Source organism: Wenzhouxiangella sp. YN9, from assembly GCF_056324165.1.
Map to the genome: position 1 here is coordinate 208,542 of NZ_JBJNIP010000100.1, position 23,154 is coordinate 231,695.

Below are 23,154 nucleotides of genomic sequence, written 5' to 3' on the forward strand. Positions count from 1 at the left end.
CGCGGCCGGAGTATGGCGGATTGGTATACTGGGATCAGTGTTCAGAACTTCCACAGGAATACCATGACTCAGCAAGATCCGTCCACCTCTCGTGTGCGTGCCGCTCGCGGTGCCTCACTGCGTTGTCGCGGCTGGCACCAGGAAGCGGCCATGCGCATGCTCATGAATAATCTCGACCCGGAGGTGGCCGAACACCCCGACAAACTGATCGTCTACGGCGGCACCGGCAAGGCTGCGCGCAATCACGACAGCTATCGCGCCATCATCAGCACGCTCGAGCGGCTGAAAGACGACGAGACCCTGCTGGTCCAGTCGGGCAAGCCGGTCGGCGTGATCCGCACCCACGACCAGGCGCCGCGCGTTCTGATCGCCAACTCCAACCTGGTCGGGCGCTGGGCCAACTGGGACACCTTCCGCGACCTCGAGGACAAGGGCCTGACCATGTACGGCCAGATGACCGCCGGCTCGTGGATCTACATCGGCTCGCAGGGCATCGTCCAGGGCACCTACGAGACCTTCGCCGAACTCGCCCGTCAGCATTTCGGCGGTTCGATGAAGGGCCGGCTGACGGTCACCGCAGGCCTGGGCGGCATGGGCGGGGCCCAGCCGCTGGCCGTGACCATGAACGAGGGCCACTGCATTGGCGTGGAAGTCGACGAAACGCGCATCGATCGGCGCGTGGAGACCGGCTATTGCGACCGCAAGGCCAACAGCCTCGACGAAGCCATGGAGATCATCGAGAACGCAAAGGAGCCCGTCTCCGTCGGCCTGCTCGGCAACATCGCCGAAGTGCTGCCCGAAATGCTCGAGCGCGGCATCATCCCCGATGCGCTCACCGATCAGACCTCTGCTCACGACCTGAGAACGGGCTATATCCCCGCCGGCCTTTCTCTCGACGATGCCCGGGTCATGCGCGAAAAGGATCCGAAGGGCTACGACGAGCGCGTGCTCGACTCGATGGAGATTCACGTCGATGCGATGCTGAAAATGCAGGAACGCGGCGCGATCACCTTCGACTACGGCAACAACCTCAGAGGCCAGGTCGCAGATCTGCGCGGTATGAAAAACGCCTTCGATTTTCCCGGCTTCGTGCCCGCCTTCATCCGGCCGCTGTTCTGTCGCGGCGCCGGGCCGTTCCGCTGGGCCGCGCTGTCGGGCAATCCGGCAGATATCGCCGCCACCGACAAGGCCATCCTCGAACTGTTTCCGGAAAAGGAGCATCTGCGGCGCTGGATCCACCAGGCGCAGGAAAAGATCCACTTTCAGGGCCTGCCCTCGCGCATCTGCTGGCTGGAATACGGCGAGCGCGCCGAAGCCGGCGAGAAATTCAACTGGCTGGTGGAGAAAGGCAAGGTCGACGCCCCCATCGTCATTGGCCGCGATCATCTCGACACCGGCTCGGTAGCCTCGCCCAACCGCGAAACCGAGGCCATGAAGGACGGTTCGGACGCAATTGCCGACTGGCCGATACTCAACGCCCTGGCCAACACCGCCTGCGGCGCCAGCTGGGTCTCCTTCCACCACGGCGGCGGCGTGGGCATCGGCTACTCCCTGCACGCCGGCATGGTCGCGCTCGCCGACGGCACGCAGTCCGGCTACGAGCGGCTGCAGCGCGTACTCACGGCCGACCCCGGCCTGGGGGTGATGCGCCACGCCGACGCCGGCTACGACGAAGCGATCGAAATCGCGCGCGAGCGCGGCGTCGATATTCCGATGCTGGACGGCAAGCATGAATGACGCTCTGACCATCGACACCCTGTACGCCGACCTCGAGCGAGGGCTGAACGCGCTGCGGGCCGACGACGGCGCCGTGGAGCGCTCACGCGCCGTTGTCGAGCGCGCGCTCGAAAGCGGCGATGCCATCTACGGCGTCAATACCGGCTTCGGAGCGCTGGCGAGCAAGCGCATCGACGACGATCAGCTCGGCCAGCTCCAGCGCAACCTGCTGCTGTCGCACGCCTGCGGCACGGGCGCGCCCGTGCCCATCGAGATCACGCGGCTGATGATGCAGCTCAAGGTTCACGCCCTTGGGCTGGGAAATTCAGGTATTTCGCTGCCGATCTTCAGGCAGCTCCTGAGGTTCTGCGAGCTCGATATCCTGCCCTTCATTCCCAGCCGCGGCAGCGTCGGCGCCTCGGGCGACCTGGCCCCGCTGGCGCACATGAGCCTGCCGCTGATCGGCCGGGGGCAGTGCTGGAACGCCGAGCGAACCGGCCCGGAGCCGGCAAGTGCCACGCTGGCCCGACACGGTCTTGAAGCCGCCGAGCCCGCCGCCAAGGATGGCCTGGCCCTGATCAACGGCACCCAGTTGATGTCGGCCTACGGTGCGTTCGTGCTCGAGCGCGCCCGCCACCTGTTGACCGCCGCCGACATTCTCGCCGGCATGAGCCTGGAGGCCCTGCAGGGCTCGGCAAAGCCCTTCGATGCGCGGGTTCACGAAGTGCGTCCGCACCCCGGCCAGCAGGCGGTAGCCGCCAACGTCCGGCAGCTGCTCGACAATTCCGAGATTCTGGAATCACACCGCCACTGCGGCAAGGTCCAGGACCCCTACTCCCTGCGCTGCATTCCCCAGGTTCACGGCGCCAGCCGCGATGCCCTGGCACACGCCGCCGAGGTCGTCGAGCGCGAAATCAACTCGGTCACCGACAATCCGCTGGTGTTCGACGACGGCGACACGGTCTCGGCCGGCAATTTCCACGGCCAGCCGCTGGCGCTGGCGCTCGACTACGCCGCCATCGCGCTGTCGGAGCTGGCCAGCATCTCCGAGCGGCGCACCTATCTGCTGCTCGAAGGCCACGACGGCCTGCCAAAGCTCTTGATGAGCGACACCGGCATCAACTCCGGCTTCATGATCCCGCAGTACACCGCGGCCGCCCTGGTGAGCGAAAACAAGGTGCTGTGCCACCCCGCCAGCGTCGACTCCATCCCCACCAGCCTGGGCCAAGAAGACCATGTCTCGATGGGCTCGATCAGCGCGCTCAAACTCTTGAGCGTGCTGCACAACGTCGAGCGCGTCATGGCCGTGGAAATGCTCACCGCCGCCCAGGCGCTGGATTTTCGCCAGCCGCTCAAGCCGGGTCGCGGCGTGCTCGCCGCACACGAATTCGTCCGCGCTCACGCCAACCACGCCGAAGAAGACTACGAGGTCGGCGCCGACATCGATACCTGCACCCGGCTGCTGCAATCCGGCGAATTGGTGGCATCGGTGAAGTCGGTCGTCGGCGGGCTTCGATGAGCCCTGCTTGTGATCCATTTGCGGGCTCGGTTGAAAAAGATAGAACCGTGCCGAGGAAGTCGCTATTTTTTCTTGCTTGTCGTTGTTTTCCTTATCTGTGTTCATCTGTGGACAAAAAGGTTTTGATCTTCAGGTTCTGATCTGAGGTTTTCATGAAATCACTTACCAACATCTCCACTCTCTACCGCGTGCCGGCCGACGGCGCGCACGACGAGGTGGATGCAATCGAACGCGCTGCAGTGGTCTGGGAGGGCGACGCGATTCGCTATGCCGGGCCGGAAGCTGATCTGCCGGCCGAGTACGCCGATGCCGAGCGCTTCGATGCCGGCGGCGGCTGCGTCGTGCCCGGACTGATCGACTGCCACACGCACCTGTGTTTTGGCGGCTGGCGCGGCGACGAGTTTGCCGCCCGGCTGGAGGGCGCCAGCTACCAGGATATCCAGGCGGCCGGGGGCGGCATCAATGCCACCGTCAGCGCCACGCGTCAGGCCGATCTCGACACACTGCACGCCAAAGCCGGCAAGGCACTGGCTGACATGGCGCAACTGGGCATCACCACCGTCGAGGCCAAGTCGGGCTACGGCCTCAACCGCGATGACGAGATCAAACAGCTTGAGGTTTATCGCCGGCTCAACGAAGAGCAGCCGCTGGATATCGTGCCCACTTTTCTGGGTGCCCATCTGGTTCCGGTCGAATACCGCCAGCGACGCGATGAATACATCAACCTGTTGTGCGAGGAACTGATTCCCGAAGTCGCCAAACGAAAACTGGCGCGCTTCTGCGATGTGTTCATCGAAGAAAATGCCTTCACGCTCGCAGAAGGGCGCCAGATTCTGGAAACCGCGCAGGCCCAGGGGCTGGGACTCAAGATTCACGCCGACCAGCTGTCGTCCGGCGGCGGCGCCGGCCTGGCTGCCGAGCTCGGGGCGGTTTCTGCCGAACATCTGGAGTATGCAAGCGACGGAGATATTGCGGCCATGGCGCAGGCCGGTACGGTGGCCGTCAGTCTGCCGATTGCGTCAATGTATCTGCGCGAGCCCTTCCTGCCCGCACGACGCTGGATCGAGGCCGGTACACGCGTAGCCGTGGCCACCGACTTCAATCCCGGTACGGCTCCGAGCTACCACCTGCACCTGGCGATGACCCTGGCCGCCGTACACCAGCGCATGAGCCCGGCCGAAGTGCTGCGTGGCGCGACCACCCACGCCGCCCGCGCTATTGGCCTCGAGGCATCACAAGGCAGCCTGCAGCCCGGCTACGCCGCCGACCTGGCCGTCATCGACGCACCGGATATCAATCACTGGCTCTATCACTTCAGACCCAATGCCTGCATTGGCACGCTGAAGTCGGGCGATTGGCTGCGCCAACCCGACCGCCCGGGGGACTGATCGAGCACAGAACGGTGGCGCATTCGCCCAATGCATCCGGTCCGGATGCTTGGGCTGCTGCGCCAGGTAACGAGCGTCAACGGCGTTCGCCGTGCCGGCGCGGCGTGTCAATCGCCCGCGAAACTGAATTGGCCGATGGTGGGATGCGGATCGGGGCCAAAACCGTCTCGAAACAGCGACTCGGGATCGATAGTCAGAAGCTCGACGGGGAGGTAGACCCGAGGGCGTTGGCCGGCGGCGTCGAAAACCACCTCGGCCGTGCCCCGCCAGCCGGCTTCGCTGTCTGCGGGAGCGCGTATCACGAGGGTGAGGCCGGCGTCCGGCCGCCCTTCGACCGACGGCTGGATGCGCAACCAGTGCGGGCTGTCTTCCACCGTGACGACATCGACGACAGCGCCTGCCGGCAGATCGACCAGCAGCCTCTGTTCAAGACTGGCGCCGGCCGCCAGGCGAATGGACAGCCCGGTCAAGCCACCAGCACCGCACTGCACGCTGACGGCGTTTGCCTGCGGCGCAACGGCCAGCACGGTGTCTCCCGGGGCGCGACCGGCCACCTCATCAGCGTCGATCACGCAGGCTTCTTCGGCCAACGCCGCGGAAGAAGCCAGCAACACGACTATTGCAGCAGTGCAAAAGCGCCAAATCGGCATAAGCAAACCAATCCCCGGGTGAACGCGCGTCAGCCTTCATTCTAATCCAGCACCGGTGGTAAAGTGAACCGTGTCCGGATATTCCCCTCCGGCAGTGACCTCCGGCAAGCCCGACAGCAGACTCGACCGATGAGCAGTAATCTTCCACAGCGCAGCAAACACCTCGAGACCCTGGTCCGGGAGCATGCGGGCCGTGGAGAGAAATCCCTGTCGCACTTGCTGCCGCTGGTTTACGACGAGCTGCAGGCGCTCGCTGCGCGACAGCTGGCGCGCCAGCGTCGCGACCACACCCTGCAGCCCACCGCCCTGATCAACGAGGCCTATCTGCGGCTGGCCGGCCAGGAGTTCGAGAGCTGGGAGGATCGGCGTGAGTTCGTGCTGGTCGCCGCCACGGTCATGCGGCGGGTACTGGTCGACTACGCGCGCCGCCGCAACGCCGACAAGCGCCCGCAGGAAGCGCAGCGCGTCGACCTTGAAGATGCCACTGCCGGCGAGGCCTTCGGGCTCGAGCTGATCGCCATCGATGAGGTTCTGGAGCAGCTGGCGGAAATCGACGGGCGCCAGGCGCGCATTGTGGAGCTGCGTTATTTTGCCGGCCTGAGCATGGAAGAAACCGCCGAGACCATGGATTTGTCGCGCTCGACCGTCGCCCGCGAGTGGCGCATGGCGCGCGCCTGGCTCAAGCGGCGCCTGGGTGAAGACTGAGGTCAGGAACGACCGAGCTCGCGCTCCAGATCCGTCAGTTTGCCGATAATGCGCTCGCGCAGCTCCGGCCACGCCTCCGGATTGCGCGCGAGAGCATCGCGAGCGCGTTCATAGGTCGTGATGGCGTCGGCCAGCCGCCCCTGCGCCACTTCGGCGCCGCCGAGCACTTCCAGCGTAAAGACCCAATAAAAGGTCTCGATGCCACCCACGCGCGCGTGGCGCTGCTCGAGCCCCGGCAGAATCTCCTGCAGCAACCGCTCGGCCTCCTCGGGTTGACCGACGCGCAGACGCATCGCGGCCAGATTCATCATCGACAAACGATAGAGATAATGATCGCGGCCAACGGTGTCTTCGATCATGTCGGCCGCACGCCGAAAGGCGGCCATGCTTTCCTCGTTTCGCTCCAGGCGCGAAAGTGCCACCCCCAGATTACCGATGGTGTTGGCCATGCGCTGGCTGGGGCCCACCAGCTCTGCGTGATCGGCAACCAGCGCTTCGAGCATGGCCACGGCCTGCCGCGGCTGGCTGAGCATCAGTGCGGTGGCGTGCAGATAGCGCCCGCGCAGCCGGCGCGGATCGTCGCGCGCGTAAAGAAGCTCGGCCAGTTCGCGGGCGCGCAGCGCGTCGTCCAGGGCGGCTTCCTGCTCACCGGCGGTGACCCGAGCGCCCACCAGAGCGGAGCGCGCATCGAACAGCAGCTGCTGATCGGGCGCCGGCTGCGCCTTGACCCGCTCGATAATGGACTCCAGCTGGCGGATGATTCCGTCTGGCGCCTGATCCAACACGTTGGCCATGTTGCGCAGCCGCCGAATTCTTGCACGCGTGACCTGCGGCGATTGCGCACCCACACTGTCTTCCAGCAGACGGATGGCGCGCTCATCGGCGGCAATGGCCTCGGCAGCGCGGCCGGCCGAATCGTAGGCCGCGGCGAGTTCAGACTGGATCATGGCCACCGTGCGCGGCGGCGCCCGTCCGTCGAGACTGTCGCGCGCGTGCTCGAGCAGCGGCAGTGCCTGCTCACCCAGGCCCAGCGCGTTGTAGGCCTGCCCCAGCGCCAGATACATTTCCCCCAGTGCGGCGGGGTGCTCGCGCTCGGAAGCGGCGAGCCGGCGGGCGCCCATATCCAGGATTTCACGCACCGTCACATCGCGCCCGCGTGCCGGCAAGGCGTCGGCACCGGCAATCAAACCGGACATGAAGTCAGTGACGGCTTCGGCACGATCGCGCTCCCAGGCGATGCGTTCAAGCTGCACCTCCCGGTTGACCATGAATGCCGTCAGCAGCACGACCGCGGCCACCCCCAGCCCCAGACTGGCGCGGTGGCGACGGGCGAAACAGCCCGCCCGGTAGAAAATGCCGCCATCGAGGGCGCTGACGGGGCGATGCTCCAGGAAACGCCCAAGGTCTGCGACAAAAGCGCCGACTGTGGGATAGCGCCGCCGGGGGTCGACCTGCATGGCCCGCTCGACGCTCGCCGCCAGTGCCGCCGGAAGCTGCCGGCCATGGCGATCAACGGGCGCGGGATAACCACCTTCCAGCACGCAACGGGACAGGTCCGAATCATTTTCGAAGCCTGCAAAAGGGTGCCGCCCGGCGAGCAGTTCGTAGAGCACTACGCCCAGCGAATAGACATCGGTTGCCGCGCTCAACCCCTTGCCGCGCAGTTGCTCGGGGCTGGCATAACCCGGCGTCAGCGCGCGGCTGTCGCCATCCTCCGAACCGGCCTCATCGTCGAGCAGGCCGGCCACACCGAAGTCGAGCAGGCGCGGATCACCCGAGGGCGTGACCAGAATGTTGGCCGGCTTGATATCGCGATGAATGACCATGTGGCGGTGAGCGTAATCGACCGCTTCGGCCACCCTGATGAAACGCTCCAGGACGTCATTGCGGTCACGCTTTCGAGCGGCCCAGTGGTCAATGCGTTCGCCGTCGACAAACTCGGTGGCGAGAAAGGGCCGTCCCTCGCGGGTCATTCCGCCGTCGAGCAGTCGGGCAATGCCGGGATGATTGAGGCGCGAAAGGATGGCGCGCTCGGTCGCAAAACGCTGCGCAAGCGCCGGGTTGTCAGTTTCGTTGAAGTGCAGCAGTTTGAAGGCGACCGGCTGGCGCAGGTCGCCATCGATGCGCTCGGCCAGATAGACCATGCCCATGCCGCCCTGCCCCAGGCGCTTGAGCAGACGGTAGTTGCGCGGCAGTGGCACTTCAAACGAGACTTCCTGAAGCGCACTGCGGGCCGCTCGCTGGAAGTTTTCCGGCACTTCGTCGTCGGCGCCGTCTTCAGCGGCTGCGAGCAGCCACTCGACCTCGTACCGGAGCATCTCATCGTCGGCGCAGCGCCGAGCAACAAGCGCTGCCCGTTCCGACCGCGGACCATCGATGACCTCGTTCACGATGGCCTTGGCGCGACGATAACGTTGCCTGGCGTCAGACTCGCTCATTCCAAGCGGATCGGCTGATGGGGGTGAGACGCCAGATTACGCCAGAGGGAGTGCTCGGCGCCAGACCGCAAAGGCGACTCGCAATCAGGTCCGGGGAGTTTCCGGCGGCACACGAGAGGCCCGGGCCGTGAGATGGAGCAGGCTGTTCTCCGGCTCGGCTTGATCGACTCCAGGTGCCACCACCGACATCGTCGCGCTCCGCCCTTCGGGCACGCCCAGAAGGGAGTCGGCCAGAACTTCCCAGTCACCGTCGCGGCGCTCGTGTACCGACAACTCAAGCCAGATGGCGCCCACCGGCGCTCCCTCGGATACCACGGGTGGCTCGACCCGCAGCTCGATCTTCCAGCCGTCGCCCTCGGAGGCATCGGCCACTGCAACGGACGCTGGCCGACCGGCCACAGTCACCACCGAAGGTGTACCGCGCAGCTCACCGTCAACCCACAGCTCCATGGCCACCGCGTATCGGGCTTCTTCATTCGACCCCTCGGCCAGCGCGCTGGCCACCAGCATGGCTGGCAGCACAAACAGCACGCAAGCCCGCAGGGCCCGCATGTCAGGCGCCCCGATTGCGGAAACGCTCGGGCAGGATCTCCTGATCCGGCTGATCGACGCCCTCTTTCTGCACCGGCATCAGATCCTGCTTTGACACGCCCAGCTTGACCGCAAGACTGCCGGCTATGTAGATCGACGAATACGTGCCGATGACGACCCCCATGATCAGGGTGAAGGCGAACGCGTGGATGATTTCGCCGCCGAAATAGAACAGCGCGATCAGGACTACCAGCGTTGTCAGCGAGGTCATCACGGTTCGACCGAGCATCTGGTTGATGGACAGGTTGGTCAACTCAAACGCGCTGCCCTTGCGCTTGGTCTGGAAATTCTCGCGCAGACGGTCGTAGACCACGATGGTGTCATTGAGCGAGTAACCAATCATCGCCAGGATGGCGGCCACAACGGTCAGGTCGAAGCTGACCTGGAAGATCGACAGCAGCCCGAGCAACAGCACGGCATCGTGGACAAGCGCGCCTACGGCGCCAACAGCGAATCGCCACTGGAAGCGGAATGAAATATAGAGCAGCACGCCGATAAGCACGTAGAGCAAGGCCAGGCCACCCTGCTCGGCAAGCTCCTTGCCGATCTGCGGCCCGACGAACTCGACCCGGCGCATATCGATACCCGGCGCGGATTCCGACAGCGCCTCCAGCACCCGCGTGCTGATGTCCGCGCTGGATTCGCCATCGTCGGCTACCGGAATGCGGATGACAACGTCGCTGGCGGTTCCAAAGGCCTGCACGACAAAGTCCTCGAAGCCGTTCGACTCCAGCGTCTGGCGAATGTCGTTGAGCTCCGGCGCCTGCGGGTAATGCAGCTCGATCAGCGTGCCGCCGGTGAAATCCAGCCCGAAGTCCAGGCCGCGCGTCGACAGCGATACGATGCCGGCAATCAGCACCAACGCAGAGATCACCAGGGCGACATTGCCGTAGCGCAGGAAGTTGATGCGGGTTTGGCGTTTCAAGATATCCATGACGATTCGACGCTCCTCAGATGGCCAGTGACTTGACGCGCTTGCGGCCGCCGTAGACCAGCGAAACCACGCCGCGCGTGCCCAGAATGGCCGTGAACATGGAGGTGACAATACCCAGGCTGAGCGTCACCGCAAAACCCTTGATCGAGCCGGTACCGAACATGAACAGCACGATGGCGGCGATCAGCGTGGTGACGTTGGCGTCGGCGATGGTCGAGAACGCTTTCTCATAGCCGGAGCGGATGGATGCCTGCGGCGTGTTGCCGTTACGCAGCTCCTCCCGAATACGTTCGAAAATCAGCACGTTGGCATCGACGGCCATGCCGACGGTCAGCACGATCCCGGCAATCCCCGGAAGGGTCAGCGTCGCGCCCAGCAGCGACAGCAGAGCAACGATCAATACCAGGTTGGCAGTCAAAGCAAGGTTGGCGATCAATCCGAAGACCTTGTAGTAAACCGCCATGATGATGAGCACCAGCGCGAAACCGATCACGACCGACATGAAGCCCTGATCGATATTGTCCTGACCCAGGCTGGGGCCGACCGTTCGCTCCTCGATGATCTGCATTGGCGCTGCCAGCGCACCGGCGCGCAGCAGCATGGCCAGCTGGGCAGCTTCGGTTGCCGAGCCCAGGCCCGTGGTCTGGAAACGCTTGCCGAAAGGCTCGCGCGTGACCGGGGCGGAAACCACTTCTTCCACGCGGCGGGTGCTGTGCACTTCCTCGCCGTCGACCATTCTGGTTTCCGGGCGATATTCGATGAATACCACCGCCAGGCGATTGCCGACATTCTGGCTGGTGTGATCACGCATGCGGCGGGCACCCTCGCCGTCGAGCGTGACCACCACGTTGGGCTGGCCCGACTGCTGGTCGAAGCCGGCGGCTGCGCCGATCAGGTTCTGACCCGATGCAATCACCTCGCGCGACAGGAGAATGGGCTCGCCGCTGCGCATGTGATAAAGCATGGAACCCGGCGGCACGCGGCCGGTGCGTTCGGCTTCGTAGGGATCGTTCTGCTCATCGACCGCGCGATACTCGATGGTTGCCGTTGCCCCCAGCACGCGTTTGGCCTGAGCGGTATCCTGCACGCCCGGCAGCTGCACCACGATACGGTTGCCGCCCTGCTGCTGGATGACCGGCTCGGCCACGCCAAGCTCGTTGACGCGGGCACGCAAGGTGGTCATGTTCTGCGTGAGCGCGTTCTGCTGAACCTCCTGCAGAAACTCGTCGGTGATGCTCGCACGCAGGTTATGGGTCTGCCCGCTGTCAGCCGATTCGATGCTCAGGCCCTCGAGTTCGCGCGTGAGAATCTCGCGCGCCTCGTTGCGGTGTTCTTCGGTACGCAGCTCGGCCACCACCGTCTTGCCGGCAACACGCACCGAGCGATAGCGGATGCCGGCGTCGCGCAGCAGGCCGCGGATGGAATCGACATAGCTGTTGAGGCGTTGTTTGCGGGCGGCCTCCATATCGACCTGCATGAGAAAATGCACACCACCCTGCAGATCCAGCCCAAGCACCATCGGCTCGGCATTCAGCCCCGCCAGCCACGCCGGCGTGGCCGGCGCCAGGTTCAGGGCGACGACATACTCATCGTCATCGAGGGCATCGCGCAGGGCGTCGGCGGCCCGCAGCTGCCGGTCACTGTTGGCAAAGCGTATCAGGATCCGCTGCGGCGAGAACTCGCTGCGCCCGTGCTCGATACCGGCCGATTCGAGCGTTCGCTCGACCTGGCCGACCAGCTCCTGCTGCAGATCGAAGCCGCGCGCGGACGAGACCTGAACAGCCGGATCGTCGCCGTAGATGTTTGGCAGGGCGTACACAAGCCCGAGGCCGAGCACGATGATCAGCAGGGCGTACTTCCAGGGTGGAAATCGATTCATGAGTCAATCATTCGTTGGTTCTGATTATTTGGAAAGCGAGCGCCGGGCCTGCAAGGCATGAATACCCGGTCAGCTCGAAGAGTCGATCGTTCCCTTCGGCACGACCTGCGCCACCGAGTGCTTCTGCACCTTGATGATCACCCCCTCGGTCAGCTCCACGGAAACAAAGCTCTCGCCCACTTCGGTGATCTTGCCGAGCATGCCGCCGGCGGTTACCACCTCGTCACCCGCCGACAGGGCGGCAACCAGCTCGCGATGCTGCTTGTTGCGCTTCATTTGCGGACGAATGAGCAAGAACCAGAAGATGACGACAATCAGGATCAGCGGCAGCAGGCTGCCGAGCATGGAGGGCGCCTGGCCCGCTGCATCCTGCGCCAGGGCACTGGAGATCAGAAAATCCATAGATTCTTCCTTGAGAAAAAACGTTTCACGTCACAGCGTATCTTGGGACCGCTGAGAAGGAATCCAAACGCGCAATTATTGCACAGCTGACCGGCTACGACCATACCGCCCGGCGGGTCGGCCGCTTTCAGCGCTCAGGCGTCCTGCCGCGCCCAGCCTGCGGTCAGCTCCCGCGCCAGGCGCTGGAAGTTTCCCGCCTCGATGGCGCGGCGCATGCGCTGCATGAGGGCCTGGTAGTAATGCAGGTTGTGGATGGTGGCCAGGCGGTGACCGAGAATCTCGTTGCACTTGTCCAGGTGCTTGAGATAGGCGCGTGAATGATGGCGACAGGTATAGCACTCGCACTCGGGGTCGATCGGGCCGGTATCGCTGGTGTGGCGGGCATTGCGGATCCTGACCACGCCGCGGCTGGTAAACAGGTGGCCGTTGCGGGCGTTACGCGTGGGCATCACGCAGTCGAACATGTCCACTCCGCGCGCCACCGCGGCCACCAGATCTTCGGGGCGCCCGACCCCCATGAGATACCGCGGCTGCCCGGTCGGCAGCAGCGGACAGGTCGCCTCGAGCATCGCTTCCCGTTCGCCGGCAGGCTCACCGACACTCAGGCCGCCAATGGCGTAGCCGTCGAAACCGATTTCGAGCAGCCCCTCGCTGGAGCGCCGGCGCAATTGCGGATACATTCCGCCCTGCACGATGCCGAACAGCGCCGCCGGATTGTCCGCATGCGCTTGACGCGAACGCTCGGCCCAGCGCAGGGAGCGCTCCATGGATTCGCGCGCCTGGGCCTGAGTGGCCGGGTACGGCGTACATTCGTCAAAGATCATGACAATGTCCGCACCCAGCGCACGCTGCACCGCCATCGACTCTTCAGGCCCGAGAAACACCCGGGCCCCATCCACCGGCGATGCGAAAGTCACGCCGTCTTCGCTCAGCCTGCGCCGGTCGGCCAGGCTGAAAACCTGAAAACCACCGGAATCGGTCAGGATCGGCCCGTTCCAGCCCATGAAATCGTGCAGGTCGCCGTGGGCGGCGATGACCTCCGTGCCCGGACGCAACATCAGGTGGAAGGTGTTGCCCAGAATCATCTCCGCGCCGATCGTTCGCAGCTCCTCGGGCGTCATCGCCTTGACCGTTCCATAGGTTCCCACCGGCATGAAGGCCGGCGTTTCAACGGTGCCGCGCTCGAAGGTCAACCGCCCCCGACGGGCATCGCGATCATTGGCGAGGAGCTCAAAATTCATCTGAAATCAATTTCCCAAGTGTTTGATCTTCACACACAATGGCTCACCCAATGAACATGGCGTCGCCATAGCTGAAGAAACGATACCCGGCCTCGACTGCATGGCGATAAGCCGCCAGCACATTTTCGCGTCCGGCGAAGGCGCTGACCAGCATCAGCAGGGTCGAACCGGGCAAGTGAAAGTTGGTGATCATTGCGTCGACCACCCGGAACTGGCTGCCCGGATGAAGAAACAGCCGACTGTCGCCAGCAAATGCGGTCAACCTGCCGCCAGCGGCGGCTGTCTCCAGGGCGCGTACGGCGGTGGTGCCAACCGCAATCACCCGGCCGCCGCGAGCACGTGCGGCTTCCACGGCCGCGACCAGACTGTCGGAAACCGACAGCCACTCGGCGTGCATGCGGTGCTCGGAAATCCGCTCGACGCGCACCGGCTGGAAAGTGCCGGCACCAACGTGCAGGGTGCACTCCGCGCGGTGCACGCCCAGCGCGTCGAGGCCGGCAAAGACGGAGGCGTCGAAATGCAAGCCGGCGGTAGGTGCCGCCACCGCGCCGGGCACCTTCGCGAAAACCGTCTGGTAGCGCTCCGCGTCCAGCGCCTCGTCGCTGCGCTCGATATAAGGCGGCAGCGGCATGTGGCCAACCGCCTCCAGCAGCGCAGACCAGCCCGGACCGGACACGATACTCAGGCGCCAGAACGCCTCCTCGCGGCCGCATACACACAACTCGGCCTGACCATCGATGAACAACCGTGAGTCGATCACCGGCTTGCGGTTGGCTCGCAGCTGCACGATCGCTTCCCGATCGGAGACCACACGCTCGATCATGATCTCGACGCGGCCGCCACTTTCCTTGCGCGCCCACAGACGAGCCGGGATGACTCGGGTGTTGTTGAACACCAGCAGATCTTCCGGCGCCAGCAGCTCGGGCAGCTCGGCAAACCGGCGATCATGCCAGCGACCGCTCCTGCGCTCGAGCTGCAGCAGCCGACTCGCCGAACGTTCGGCGAGCGGGTACTGCGCGATCTGATCTTCGGGCAGATCGAACTGAAAGTCGGAAACCTTCATTGCGAATGTTCCATGAATGGCGTGGCATGAGCTGACGCGGCGTCAGCGAACGCCATTGTAGCGGCACCTGCAGCGCGGCACCCGTCGACATCGCCGGCGCCTTTCGGCTCGACGGGTTTCCGGCTATGCTGCCCCTGCACCTTTGTTTGCCTGACTGCTCGAACCACGGACTGTTCGAACCATGACCCACGCCACACCCACAACCGGATTCACACCCGGTCGGTTTCGTGACCGCTTTCGCATACCCGGCGGCGCCGGCGCCGCCGGCCAACCGGGCACCTACTTGTGCGGGCACTCCCTGGGCGCGCAGCCCCGCGATGCTGCCGACACCGTCGATGCCGAGCTGGAGCGCTGGGCCCGGCTGGGTGTGGCCGGCCATTTCGACGGGCCCACGGCCTGGACCGGTTATCACGAGCTGCTTGGCGACGCGCTGGCGCGCCTGTTGGGCGCCCATCAGGAAGAGGTGGTCGCTACCGGCACGCTCACCGCCAACCTGCACCAGATGCTGATCAGCTTCTACCAGCCGACAGCAAGGCGCCGGCGCATCATCATCGAGAAAGGCAGCTTCCCGTCGGACCGCTACGCAGTGGCCTCGCAGCTGCACCTCCACGGCCTCGATTCCGAACACGATCTCGTCGAGCTCGCCACCCGTCGCGACGGCCTGCTGCATGAGCAAGATCTCGAAGACTACCTCGAGCGCTACGGCGATCAGGTCGCGCTCGTGCTCTGGCCGGGGGTGCAATACGCCACGGGGCAGGTTTTCGATATCGGGCGCGTCTGTCGCGCAGCGCGCAAGGCCGGCGCCGCAGTGGGCCTGGATCTGGCGCATGCAGTAGGCAATGTTCCCCTGCAGTTGCACGACGACGGGCCCGATTTTGCCGTCTGGTGCAGCTACAAGTATCTCAACGCCGGCCCCGGCGCCATTGCCGGCCTGTTCGTGCACGCCCGCCACGCGCACTTCGACGGTCCGCGTCTTGCCGGTTGGTGGGGCCAGGAGGTCAGCACCCGCTTCCGGATGCAGCCGCAATTTCGACCGCAGCCCGGGGCCGCCGGCTGGCAGCTCTCGACCCTGCCGGTTCTGGCCAGCGCGCCCCTGCTGGCCTCGCTGCAGCTTTTTGATGATGCCGGGGGCATCGCGCCCCTGCGCCACGCCTCGCTGGAGCTGACCGGCTATCTGGCTCATCTGCTCACGCAGGAACTACAGGATCAAGTCGATATCATTACGCCGCTGGAACCGCACCGCCGCGGCTGCCAGCTGTCGCTGAGGCTGCACGCCGGCGAGCAGGAAAGCCGGCGGTTGCTCGAACGTCTCGAGGCGCACGGTGTCACATGCGACTGGCGTCCGCCCGACATCATCCGGGTCGCGCCGGCGCCGCTCTACAACAACCGCGAGGACGTCGAGCGCTTTGTCGACCTGACCGGCCGGATGCTGGCCGTCGACAAGCGCTGAATACCATGCGACACAAACCTTTCAAGCTGGCCCTGGCCGCCCTGGCGCTGTCGATCGTGCTTGCCTTTGCCGTGGCGCTGACCGATATCGGCCAGGCCTCTGTGCTCAGGCTGGTCGGGCAGCTCGAAGGCATGGTTGCCACCCACTACTGGCCCGGCGTGGCCATCTATATCCTGGCTTTTGCCGTATTGATCACGCTGACGCTGCCGGCGGCGACCGTGTTCACGGTGGCCGGCGGCTTTCTGTTCGGGGCCGGCGTGGGGGCAGCGGCAGCGCTCGCCGGCATGACCGCAGGAGCGGTACTGACCTTCACGCTGATGCGGCTGCTCGGCGTGCGCGAGGACAGCGCCTTTCTGCGCGAGGGACGCGCGCGGAAGATATTCGCGCTGATGGACAGAAACGCGTTTTTCTACGTCACCCTGCTGCGCATCGTTCCGGTCGCGCCCTGTTTTGCGGTCAATGCCGGCTCTGCCTTTACCCGCATCGATCTCAGTCGCTTTCTGATCGCCTCATTGATCGGGCTGACGCCGTCGGCCATCGTCTACGCCGGCGTCGGCTCCGGTCTCGACGCCCTGCTCGACGCCCGCGGCCTGATGTCGCCGGCGCTGCTGCTGGAACCCGAAATCGGCCTGCCCATGCTCGGTGTGGTGCTTCTGGTCTGTGCGTCGTGGCTGCTCAGGCGTCGTCTCCCCGGCCTGACGCCGGAAGCCTGAACACGACGTGGTCTTCGCTTTCGTACCAGGGCGGCCCGACCTGCTCGCGAAAGGCCTCGATACAAGGTGAGAGATCGGGTAAGGGTCTGGTCGGGTGGTCGAACGGGTTGCCCAGGTGGAAAACCACCAGGCGATTGACGGAGCCCGGCTCGGCAAGCACATCGCTGAGATGGACAAACTGCCGCAGCTCGATTTCGAGACCGTCATCCGGATCGAGCTCGCCTGCGACCCAGTCGGTGCACAGCCCGCTGATCATGCCGATCTCGACCTCGAGCTGATGCTCACGCTGAAATTCCGAAATCGGGGTGAAGTTCGTCTCGAAATACCAGGCAGCCTCGACTACGATCCATTCTTCCTCAGCGGCGGCAATCTCACGGTAGAACGGCGGCGTCTCGAGCGGCGCCATGATGCCATGGTAGACGCTGCGCTGAAAATTGTAGTCAACCTGGTAACGCACCGCGTTGGTGAACTGGTTGATACCGCTGTAGACCGCCGGCAGCGGACCGGCAAGATAAAGGCCGCCGACCAGCAACAGGGCCACGGCTGCCGCGGGCTGCCCGGCGCGTCCGGCCCAACGGATGATCACCAGCACGATATGCACCAGGCCGATCGCTAGCAGCGCCAGGACAACAGGAACCGAAATCGCCATGTAGCGCACCAGCACGAGAGCATGGCGGATCCACTCCGGCCCCAGGACCTGGAGGACACCACCGACCGCGGCGCTCAACACCAGCCAGAAGATGAGGAACGCCCGATCGCGGCGCCAGAGCAGGTGCCCTCCCACGGCCACCGGCACCGCCAGCAGCGCCGCCAGCCAGGGACGCCCCAGGCCAAGGACCATTTCCCAGCTCCGTGCCAGGGTCTCGAGCTCGATCGAATGCTTGCCGGCCTTGACCGCAATGGCGCCGGTATCAGCCAGCAGTGGCGGCAGAATCAGCGCGCTGCAGGCAAGCGTGGTGGTCGCGCCGAGCGCGACAGTCTTCCAGAAAGTCGCTGCGCCCTGCCCCTGGCGCCAGCGCCACAGCCCCGCCACCGCAAACCAGCTCAGCGCCGCGCCGGTGTAGAGCGTGGTCAGCGGGTGCAGCCAGGCCGCGGCCACGGCGCAGGCCAGAAAACCGGCAGCGCGCCCACGGCCGCCGTGATGCCACCAGTGCCACAACAGGATGATGGCCGCAAAGCCCAGCAGAACAACCAGCGCATAAGGGCGCGCATAGCGCGAAAAATGCACCAGCAGCGGCGAGATCGCGATCAACGCACCCAGGCACAGACGCTCACCGGGCCGCAGCCAGGTACGCAACAGCCAGGGCAGCAGCACCACCGCCGCCAGTCCAGACAGCATCGGCAGCGCCCGCATCTGCCATGCATGCAGGCCGACGGTCTCGGCCAGGGCCTTGAACATCAGCGTGAGCGGAATACAGTAGTCAGCGTGACCGAAACTGAGAAAGATCTCGCCGTAGCTGGCGTGCATCAGCCGATGCAGTGCATGCCACTCGTCATCGAGCAGAATCTGCAAATCGATCTGCCACAGCCTGAGCCAGGCGGCGGCAACGACGACCGCAAGCCACAGCAGCACAAACCAGAAGCGGCCGGTCATGCGCCGCGAGGCGACTATGTCCGCCACCATCGCGGTCGATACAACCGGCTGCGGGCGAGCAGATGCTGCAGGGAGATCCCGAGCACGCCCAGGCCGTAGGTTACCGAGCGCCTGAAGTTGATCGAAGAGGCGTCGCTGAAATAGTGCGTCGGGCAGCTGATCTCGCCTATGCGATGCCCGCGCGCCAGGACTTGAGCCAGCATCTGGTTGTCGAAAATGAAGTCGTCCGAGTTGCCGTCGAGATCGAGCTGCTCGAGGATGTGCGCAGAAAAAGCGCGGTAACCGGTGTGATACTCCGACAGCTTGGCACCCGTGCACAGGTTCTGGAAGGCGGTAAGAAACCGGTTGGCAATGTACTTGTAGACCGGCATGCCGCCGCTGAGGGCGCCGCCGCCGAGAATGCGCGAGCCCAGCACGACCGGAAACAGACCGCTGGCCACCAGCTCCGCCATGGCCGGAATCAGACGCGGATTGTATTGGTAGTCCGGGTGCAGCATGATCACGATATCGGCCCCGCGCGCCAGCGCGGCCCGATAGCAGGTTTTCTGATTGCCACCGTAGCCGCGATTGCGGTCATGCCGTATGACCTGCTCTATTCCCAGCTCCCGCGCCAGCTCGGCAGTATCGTCCTGGCTGGCGTCGTCGACCAGAATGACCTCATCGACCACCTCACGCGACACCTCCGCCAGCGTCTGCTCCAGCGTTCGCGCCGCATTGTAGGCGGGCATGACTACCACGACCTTGTGATCTCTGATCATATCGACAGGGCTTTGGATGAGACCGATCGCATCGGCCTGGATTCACCAGGCCGATGCGGTGTGTCAATGCTCCTACGGACAGTTCCGGGGCGCCGTCAGCCGCTTGATGTCCACCTCGGTTGCATACGGCTGGTTCAGCGGCGGACTCGACTTGAATTCCAGGATTTCAGTCGCGGTATATTCATCTTCGAACACGCGTGAATAGCTGCCGACCGTCTCCCAGCTGACCTCAACCGGTTCACAGCCGGGGCAGAACCCGCGCACATCCAGCACATCAAGCTGTTCGGCCAGCGGCCCGGCGCCGGCAGAGTCGCTGGTAATCACCCAGCGCCCCACGCCCAGCTGATCAAAATAATAGCGTACCTGAGCCTGCGTCGACGCGGTAACGATCATGGTGGTACCGCCCTGAGCCTCGCCGGGCACGCTCCAGTGGCCGCTGTAGTCAACCATTTGACCGCCAACCTGCGGACAGGTCATGGGGCTGTCGGGCGACAGGCGCTCGGAGCCGTGAGTACCGTTGAGCCGCCAGGAAACGATCATGTCATCGTCGTCGATGGCCGTCACTCCGAGCTGTCCGACCGTACTGATGTTGTTGCGCACACCAATGCTGGTGGTTCGCAGCAGGTCTGCCGACCAGGTCGAGCGATCCGGTGCGACCGGACCGATGGCGTTGTAGAACACCGGCAGCCCGGCGTCATCGTAGCTGTACCAGACAATCAGACCGGCACCGCCCTCAGCCCATTCGAAACCCTGATAGGTGTCGCGGTCGCGCGCGCTCCACAGGCCGAAGCGCGGCAGCCCGGCGGCGGCTGATTCGGTGAGGTTTACGCTGACCTCGACCCGGCGCTCGTCGGCCGCGTCATTTTTCAGCACTACATAGTAGCGGCCGGCAGTCAACGTGCTGCCGCCGGAAGCCGCCTGCTTGAGCGTAAAGCCCGCGGATGACGCTTTGCCGCTGCTCAGCGGAGCTCCGGTCGGGGCCGGCGGCGTGGCCGGGGCATGGCCCTTGATCCGTGCAAAATCCAGTCGATGGAGTTCACCTTCAACGCGACTGTCGCCCTTGATTGTCACTTCCAGCCGGCGTGCCGAGGGCGGCACGTCGACAAACAGCAGATCGTGCCGGCTTGTGCCCGGAAGAACGACGGCGCGGGTCTCACCGTGAAACAGGGCGGTCGGCTGCGGAGCATTGGCAGCCGTTCGCGTCACGTAGACCGGCACGATTCCCTGGTCTCCGAGCGCGTCCGGTGAGCTGCTCAGCTCCACGGCAGCCACCCGACGCTGATCTCTGAGCATGGTCGGCTCATCCCAGGAGAACCCGAGCTCCAGCTCGCCGCCCGGGTGGAACCCCGGGCCGGTGACGCTGAATCCGGGTTCGTCGCTGACCCCCAGGGCGGCCATCTCCAGTTCAACCGGGTCGCGTCGACCGGTCACAGACGATCGCCAGTTCTGCACCAGCACCCACCAGGTCCCGGCAGCCGGTGACTCGATCAGGCACTGCTCCAGCTCACCCGGAGTAGTGGATTTGCAAACCTCCTCGGACTCATCGGCGCGACCGTTGCCGTTGTCGTCACGACCAACGTACAGATCGATATCCACTGCCGCCGAAGAGACAATCTCGGCCATCAGCAGCAGCGCATCCTGCGGCACATCGATCAGAAATGTCTTGCGACCATCGTTGCCGGAATAAGGGTCGTCACGGGTGCTGTCCTGGGGCAGCAGGAATGCCTCTCTGGTCACCGCGACCAGGTCGCTGGTCCGGAAAACCGGCTCAGGCAGCGGCCCGGAGGTGACGCGCTGGCTGCGTCGCCCGCGGTTGCTGTCGACCTCGAACTCGACCGTCGAGGGCAGCTCGATCGCGGCCACCTGCACACCGACTCTCAGCTGTTGCGAAACGAAGTCTCCCCGGGTGGGCCGAAGTTCAACCTGCCCGTGCCCCAGCGCGCCGGCAAACAAGGCGCCGGTCTCGACCTCGATCTGCAGCGTCCGGGTTTCACCCGCCGCCAGTTCGAAGCGCTGCGGGGTCACCGAAATCTCGACGTCTCCGGTCGTCTTCACCTCCCAGGCACCAGCTTCGATGGCGCGGACCTTGCGGGTAAACGAACACGTCGAGAGGCAGTCAGGACCCCAGACCCCGGGCAGATTGAGCTTTGCCGGATCACCGCCAATGGCGGGGTTGGCGCGCTCGAAGTCTCGCCGCGAGATGGGCAGGTACAGCCCGGCACGCGCCGCCAGGTCAACGCGAACCCGGCCGCTGCCGCGGTCGGGCATGCCGGCGGCATCTTCTCCATTGCGCAGCGGCACGGTCTCGGCCGTTGTCTCCAGCGCTGACTGCAGCATGGCCGGGGTCCAGTCCGGGTGAATCGACTTCAACAGCGCCACCGAGCCGGCCACATGCGGGCTCGCCATCGAGGTGCCGCTGGCCGTCGCAACGGAATTGGCGCCGTCATACCAGCCGGCCACGATGTTGGATCCCGGCGCCACGACGTTGGGCTTCATCACGCCCGGCGGAAAGACGTTCGGCCCGCGGGAGCTGAAGTCCGACATGAAATCCTGAAGGCCTTCATTGATGGAGGCAAAGCCCTCGGTGCTCAGCGTCGCTCCCGGATAGCTCTGCTCGGCCATCGCCGCGCGAACCGCCAGGCCGTCCGGGCGGCTCATCATCGCTGCCGGAATGGTGCTGCCTTCGAGCCCCCCCATGATGATGGGCGGACCGGAGACACTGTTGTAGACCAGGACGCCGGCTGCACCGGCGTTGGCCGCATGCCTGACCTTGTCGGCAAACGTGCAGTTGCCGCGCTCGATCAGCACGATCGCCTGTTGCAGCGAAGCGGCGGGGAAGGCATTGCAGCCCAGATTGTTGCTGGCTACGTCATCGGCGGCAATCAGTGGGGCGGTCAGCGCCGACGACAGGGGCGGGCCGCTGCCGTAGGTCACCACCAGGTCGCGCAGACCCGCGACCGTGGCCCTTGAGCCGACCTGACGTCCATGCGTCGTACTGCCCACGGCAAAGGCCCAGGGCGCATTGGCCGGCGAGCCGATCGTTTCGCTGCCCGGGCCGGCGTTGCCGGCCGAGGTCACGAAAGGAATTCCGGCGTCCCACAGGTTCAGAAGCGGTATCGCACTGGCCCAGGGGTCAGCCGCGTCGCTTCCGATGGAGTAGTTGACCACATCGACGCCGTCGATCACCGCTTGCTCCCAGGCTTCTCTGATGGCGCTGCTTTCACAGCTTTCGTTCAGATCCTCGTTGCTGGGATGCTCCTTGTAGCAGACCTTGTAGGAAATGATGTTGGCATGCGGCGCCACCCCGGTGGTGTCATACAGGTAGCTGCCCGAGTCCGTCAGCGTAAAGCTCCACGGCACGCCGGCCGCTATCGACGCTACGTGCGTGCCATGGCCCTCTGGGTCCTTGCCGTCGGTGCCCTCGATGGTGAAGTCGTAGACCCCCACCAGCTTGTCGTTGCACTCGACATTTGCTTTCGAGCACTCACCGAGCTGCCGGCCATACGGGTTCGAAAAGACGTGCCCGGAAGCCAGGTCGTCGTCCGAGAAATACAGGTGCTCCCAGTTGATGCCGCTGTCGATGATGCCCACGACCGTCCCCTCGCCGCCGTTGGCGGGCATGCCGGCCAGCCCCGCGTGCACGCGCCGCGCGCCGATCAGCTCCGGGCCGGCATCCAGCTGCATCTTGTAGGCCATGACCGGCTGGACGCTGCGAACGCCGGGCAAGCGGGCCACCTCATCGGCCTCTTCGGCGCTCAAGCTCGCCTCAAAGCCGTTGAAGACATGCGCATACACGCGCCTGGCCGTAACCGTGCGGCCCAGCCGATCGCTGGCCCGCTCCAGTACGCTGTCGCGCTGCTGGCCCAGGTAAGCGGTATACGCTGCCACTTCCGCCGTGTGCGCATCGTAACGCTGTCGCCCCGTCGCGCGCGGCGAGGTCGGCGCCAGGCGCTTGCCGGTGCTCCCGCCACCCTCATCGTGCAGCACGGCAACCGGTCCGCCTTCATAGGCCACCGCCGGTGGCGCTTCCAGTTCCACGATCCACTTGCCGGGAACGACAAAGCTGGCCTGAGCAGCTGACACCGGTGCCGAACTCGAAAAGGCGAGTCCCAG

The 23,154-nt window shown here is 65.0% G+C and carries 17 protein-coding genes; 6 read left to right on the top strand and 11 right to left on the bottom strand.

The window, feature by feature from the left end; all coding sequences use genetic code 11:
- Positions 1–63 precede the first annotated feature (63 nt).
- The 3 genes from hutU to hutI all read left to right on the top strand — a co-directional run bounded on the left by hutU (position 64) and on the right by hutI (position 4,623).
- The gene (hutU, locus tag ACEWQ0_RS09405; RefSeq protein WP_476485190.1) at positions 64–1,737 is read left to right on the top strand and encodes a urocanate hydratase; all 1,674 of its coding nucleotides are present in this window, start codon (positions 64–66) and stop codon (positions 1,735–1,737) included.
- Positions 1,730–3,235: a histidine ammonia-lyase gene (gene hutH, locus ACEWQ0_RS09410; protein WP_476485191.1), complete on the top strand. Its 1,506-nt coding sequence runs from the start codon at positions 1,730–1,732 to the stop codon at positions 3,233–3,235. The genes hutU and hutH overlap by 8 nt, the downstream gene beginning before the upstream one ends.
- Positions 3,236–3,387: 152 nt before the next feature.
- Positions 3,388–4,623, top strand: a complete 1,236-nt coding sequence (hutI, locus tag ACEWQ0_RS09415) for an imidazolonepropionase (RefSeq protein ID WP_476483441.1) — start codon at positions 3,388–3,390, stop codon at positions 4,621–4,623.
- A gap of 107 nt (positions 4,624–4,730) precedes the next feature.
- Here hutI and ACEWQ0_RS09420 read toward each other — a convergent pair whose 3' ends face one another.
- Positions 4,731–5,234 carry a hypothetical protein gene (locus ACEWQ0_RS09420; protein ID WP_476483442.1) on the bottom strand — a complete coding sequence of 168 codons (504 nt, stop codon included), beginning with the start codon at positions 5,232–5,234 and terminating at the stop codon, positions 4,731–4,733.
- A gap of 168 nt (positions 5,235–5,402) precedes the next feature.
- On the opposite strand from ACEWQ0_RS09420, the gene ACEWQ0_RS09425 reads away from it, so the two are divergent.
- A complete protein-coding gene (locus tag ACEWQ0_RS09425) occupies positions 5,403–5,978 on the top strand; it encodes an ECF-type sigma factor (RefSeq protein WP_476483443.1) in 576 nt (191 codons plus the stop codon).
- 2 nt (positions 5,979–5,980) lie between these two features.
- Here ACEWQ0_RS09425 and ACEWQ0_RS09430 read toward each other — a convergent pair whose 3' ends face one another.
- The 7 genes from ACEWQ0_RS09430 to queA form a co-directional block, all read right to left on the bottom strand.
- Entirely contained in the window at positions 5,981–8,416 is a 2,436-nt protein-coding gene (locus ACEWQ0_RS09430) for a serine/threonine-protein kinase (protein ID WP_476485192.1), read from the bottom strand.
- 84 nt (positions 8,417–8,500) lie between these two features.
- Positions 8,501–8,968, bottom strand: a complete 468-nt coding sequence (locus ACEWQ0_RS09435) for a hypothetical protein (protein WP_476485193.1) — start codon at positions 8,966–8,968, stop codon at positions 8,501–8,503.
- A 1-nt stretch (position 8,969) separates the two neighbouring features.
- Positions 8,970–9,941, bottom strand: a complete 972-nt coding sequence (secF, locus tag ACEWQ0_RS09440; RefSeq protein WP_476485194.1) for a protein translocase subunit SecF — start codon at positions 9,939–9,941, stop codon at positions 8,970–8,972.
- A 16-nt stretch (positions 9,942–9,957) separates the two neighbouring features.
- Entirely contained in the window at positions 9,958–11,820 is a 1,863-nt protein-coding gene (secD, locus tag ACEWQ0_RS09445) for a protein translocase subunit SecD (RefSeq protein WP_476483447.1), read from the bottom strand.
- A 69-nt stretch (positions 11,821–11,889) separates the two neighbouring features.
- Entirely contained in the window at positions 11,890–12,222 is a 333-nt protein-coding gene (yajC, locus tag ACEWQ0_RS09450; RefSeq protein WP_476483448.1) for a preprotein translocase subunit YajC, read from the bottom strand.
- A 134-nt stretch (positions 12,223–12,356) separates the two neighbouring features.
- Positions 12,357–13,463: a tRNA guanosine(34) transglycosylase Tgt gene (gene tgt, locus ACEWQ0_RS09455; RefSeq protein WP_476485195.1), complete on the bottom strand. Its 1,107-nt coding sequence runs from the start codon at positions 13,461–13,463 to the stop codon at positions 12,357–12,359.
- Positions 13,464–13,506: 43 nt separating this feature from the next.
- The gene (gene queA, locus ACEWQ0_RS09460) at positions 13,507–14,526 is read right to left on the bottom strand and encodes a tRNA preQ1(34) S-adenosylmethionine ribosyltransferase-isomerase QueA (protein WP_476485196.1); all 1,020 of its coding nucleotides are present in this window, start codon (positions 14,524–14,526) and stop codon (positions 13,507–13,509) included.
- 181 nt (positions 14,527–14,707) lie between these two features.
- On the opposite strand from queA, the gene kynU reads away from it, so the two are divergent.
- Both kynU and ACEWQ0_RS09470 read left to right on the top strand, forming a co-directional pair.
- Positions 14,708–15,976 (top strand): kynureninase, encoded by a 1,269-nt coding sequence (kynU, locus tag ACEWQ0_RS09465; protein WP_476483451.1) that lies wholly within the window; start codon positions 14,708–14,710, stop codon positions 15,974–15,976.
- A 5-nt stretch (positions 15,977–15,981) separates the two neighbouring features.
- Positions 15,982–16,689, top strand: a complete 708-nt coding sequence (locus ACEWQ0_RS09470) for a TVP38/TMEM64 family protein (RefSeq protein WP_476483452.1) — start codon at positions 15,982–15,984, stop codon at positions 16,687–16,689.
- Here ACEWQ0_RS09470 and ACEWQ0_RS09475 read toward each other — a convergent pair.
- From ACEWQ0_RS09475 to ACEWQ0_RS09485, 3 genes are all read right to left on the bottom strand, one after another.
- Positions 16,652–18,313 (bottom strand): glycosyltransferase family 39 protein, encoded by a 1,662-nt coding sequence (locus ACEWQ0_RS09475; RefSeq protein WP_476483453.1) that lies wholly within the window; start codon positions 18,311–18,313, stop codon positions 16,652–16,654. The two genes, ACEWQ0_RS09470 and ACEWQ0_RS09475, sit on opposite strands and share 38 nt — an antisense overlap.
- Positions 18,298–19,011, bottom strand: coding sequence for a glycosyltransferase family 2 protein (locus ACEWQ0_RS09480; protein ID WP_476485197.1), 714 nt, complete (start codon positions 19,009–19,011; stop codon positions 18,298–18,300). The genes ACEWQ0_RS09475 and ACEWQ0_RS09480 overlap by 16 nt, the downstream gene beginning before the upstream one ends.
- 102 nt (positions 19,012–19,113) lie before the next feature.
- The gene (locus ACEWQ0_RS09485; RefSeq protein WP_476483455.1) at positions 19,114–23,124 is read right to left on the bottom strand and encodes a S8 family serine peptidase; all 4,011 of its coding nucleotides are present in this window, start codon (positions 23,122–23,124) and stop codon (positions 19,114–19,116) included.
- Positions 23,125–23,154: the final 30 nt, after the last annotated feature.

Excerpts from the sequence above, each read along its gene's own strand:
- hutU (WP_476485190.1), top strand. The coding sequence starts at position 64 with ATGACTCAGCAAGATCCGTCCACCTCTCGTGTGCGTGCCGCTCGCGGT.
- hutH (WP_476485191.1), top strand. The coding sequence starts at position 1,730 with ATGAATGACGCTCTGACCATCGACACCCTGTACGCCGACCTCGAGCGA.
- hutI (WP_476483441.1), top strand. The coding sequence starts at position 3,388 with ATGAAATCACTTACCAACATCTCCACTCTCTACCGCGTGCCGGCCGAC.
- ACEWQ0_RS09425 (WP_476483443.1), top strand. The coding sequence starts at position 5,403 with ATGAGCAGTAATCTTCCACAGCGCAGCAAACACCTCGAGACCCTGGTC.
- ACEWQ0_RS09430 (WP_476485192.1), bottom strand. The coding sequence starts at position 8,416 with ATGAGCGAGTCTGACGCCAGGCAACGTTATCGTCGCGCCAAGGCCATC.
- ACEWQ0_RS09435 (WP_476485193.1), bottom strand. The coding sequence starts at position 8,968 with ATGCGGGCCCTGCGGGCTTGCGTGCTGTTTGTGCTGCCAGCCATGCTG.
- secF (WP_476485194.1), bottom strand. The coding sequence starts at position 9,941 with ATGGATATCTTGAAACGCCAAACCCGCATCAACTTCCTGCGCTACGGC.
- secD (WP_476483447.1), bottom strand. The coding sequence starts at position 11,820 with ATGAATCGATTTCCACCCTGGAAGTACGCCCTGCTGATCATCGTGCTC.
- yajC (WP_476483448.1), bottom strand. The coding sequence starts at position 12,222 with ATGGATTTTCTGATCTCCAGTGCCCTGGCGCAGGATGCAGCGGGCCAG.
- tgt (WP_476485195.1), bottom strand. The coding sequence starts at position 13,463 with ATGAATTTTGAGCTCCTCGCCAATGATCGCGATGCCCGTCGGGGGCGG.
- queA (WP_476485196.1), bottom strand. The coding sequence starts at position 14,526 with ATGAAGGTTTCCGACTTTCAGTTCGATCTGCCCGAAGATCAGATCGCG.
- kynU (WP_476483451.1), top strand. The coding sequence starts at position 14,708 with ATGACCCACGCCACACCCACAACCGGATTCACACCCGGTCGGTTTCGT.
- ACEWQ0_RS09470 (WP_476483452.1), top strand. The coding sequence starts at position 15,982 with ATGCGACACAAACCTTTCAAGCTGGCCCTGGCCGCCCTGGCGCTGTCG.
- ACEWQ0_RS09475 (WP_476483453.1), bottom strand. The coding sequence starts at position 18,313 with ATGGTGGCGGACATAGTCGCCTCGCGGCGCATGACCGGCCGCTTCTGG.
- ACEWQ0_RS09480 (WP_476485197.1), bottom strand. The coding sequence starts at position 19,011 with ATGCCCGCCTACAATGCGGCGCGAACGCTGGAGCAGACGCTGGCGGAG.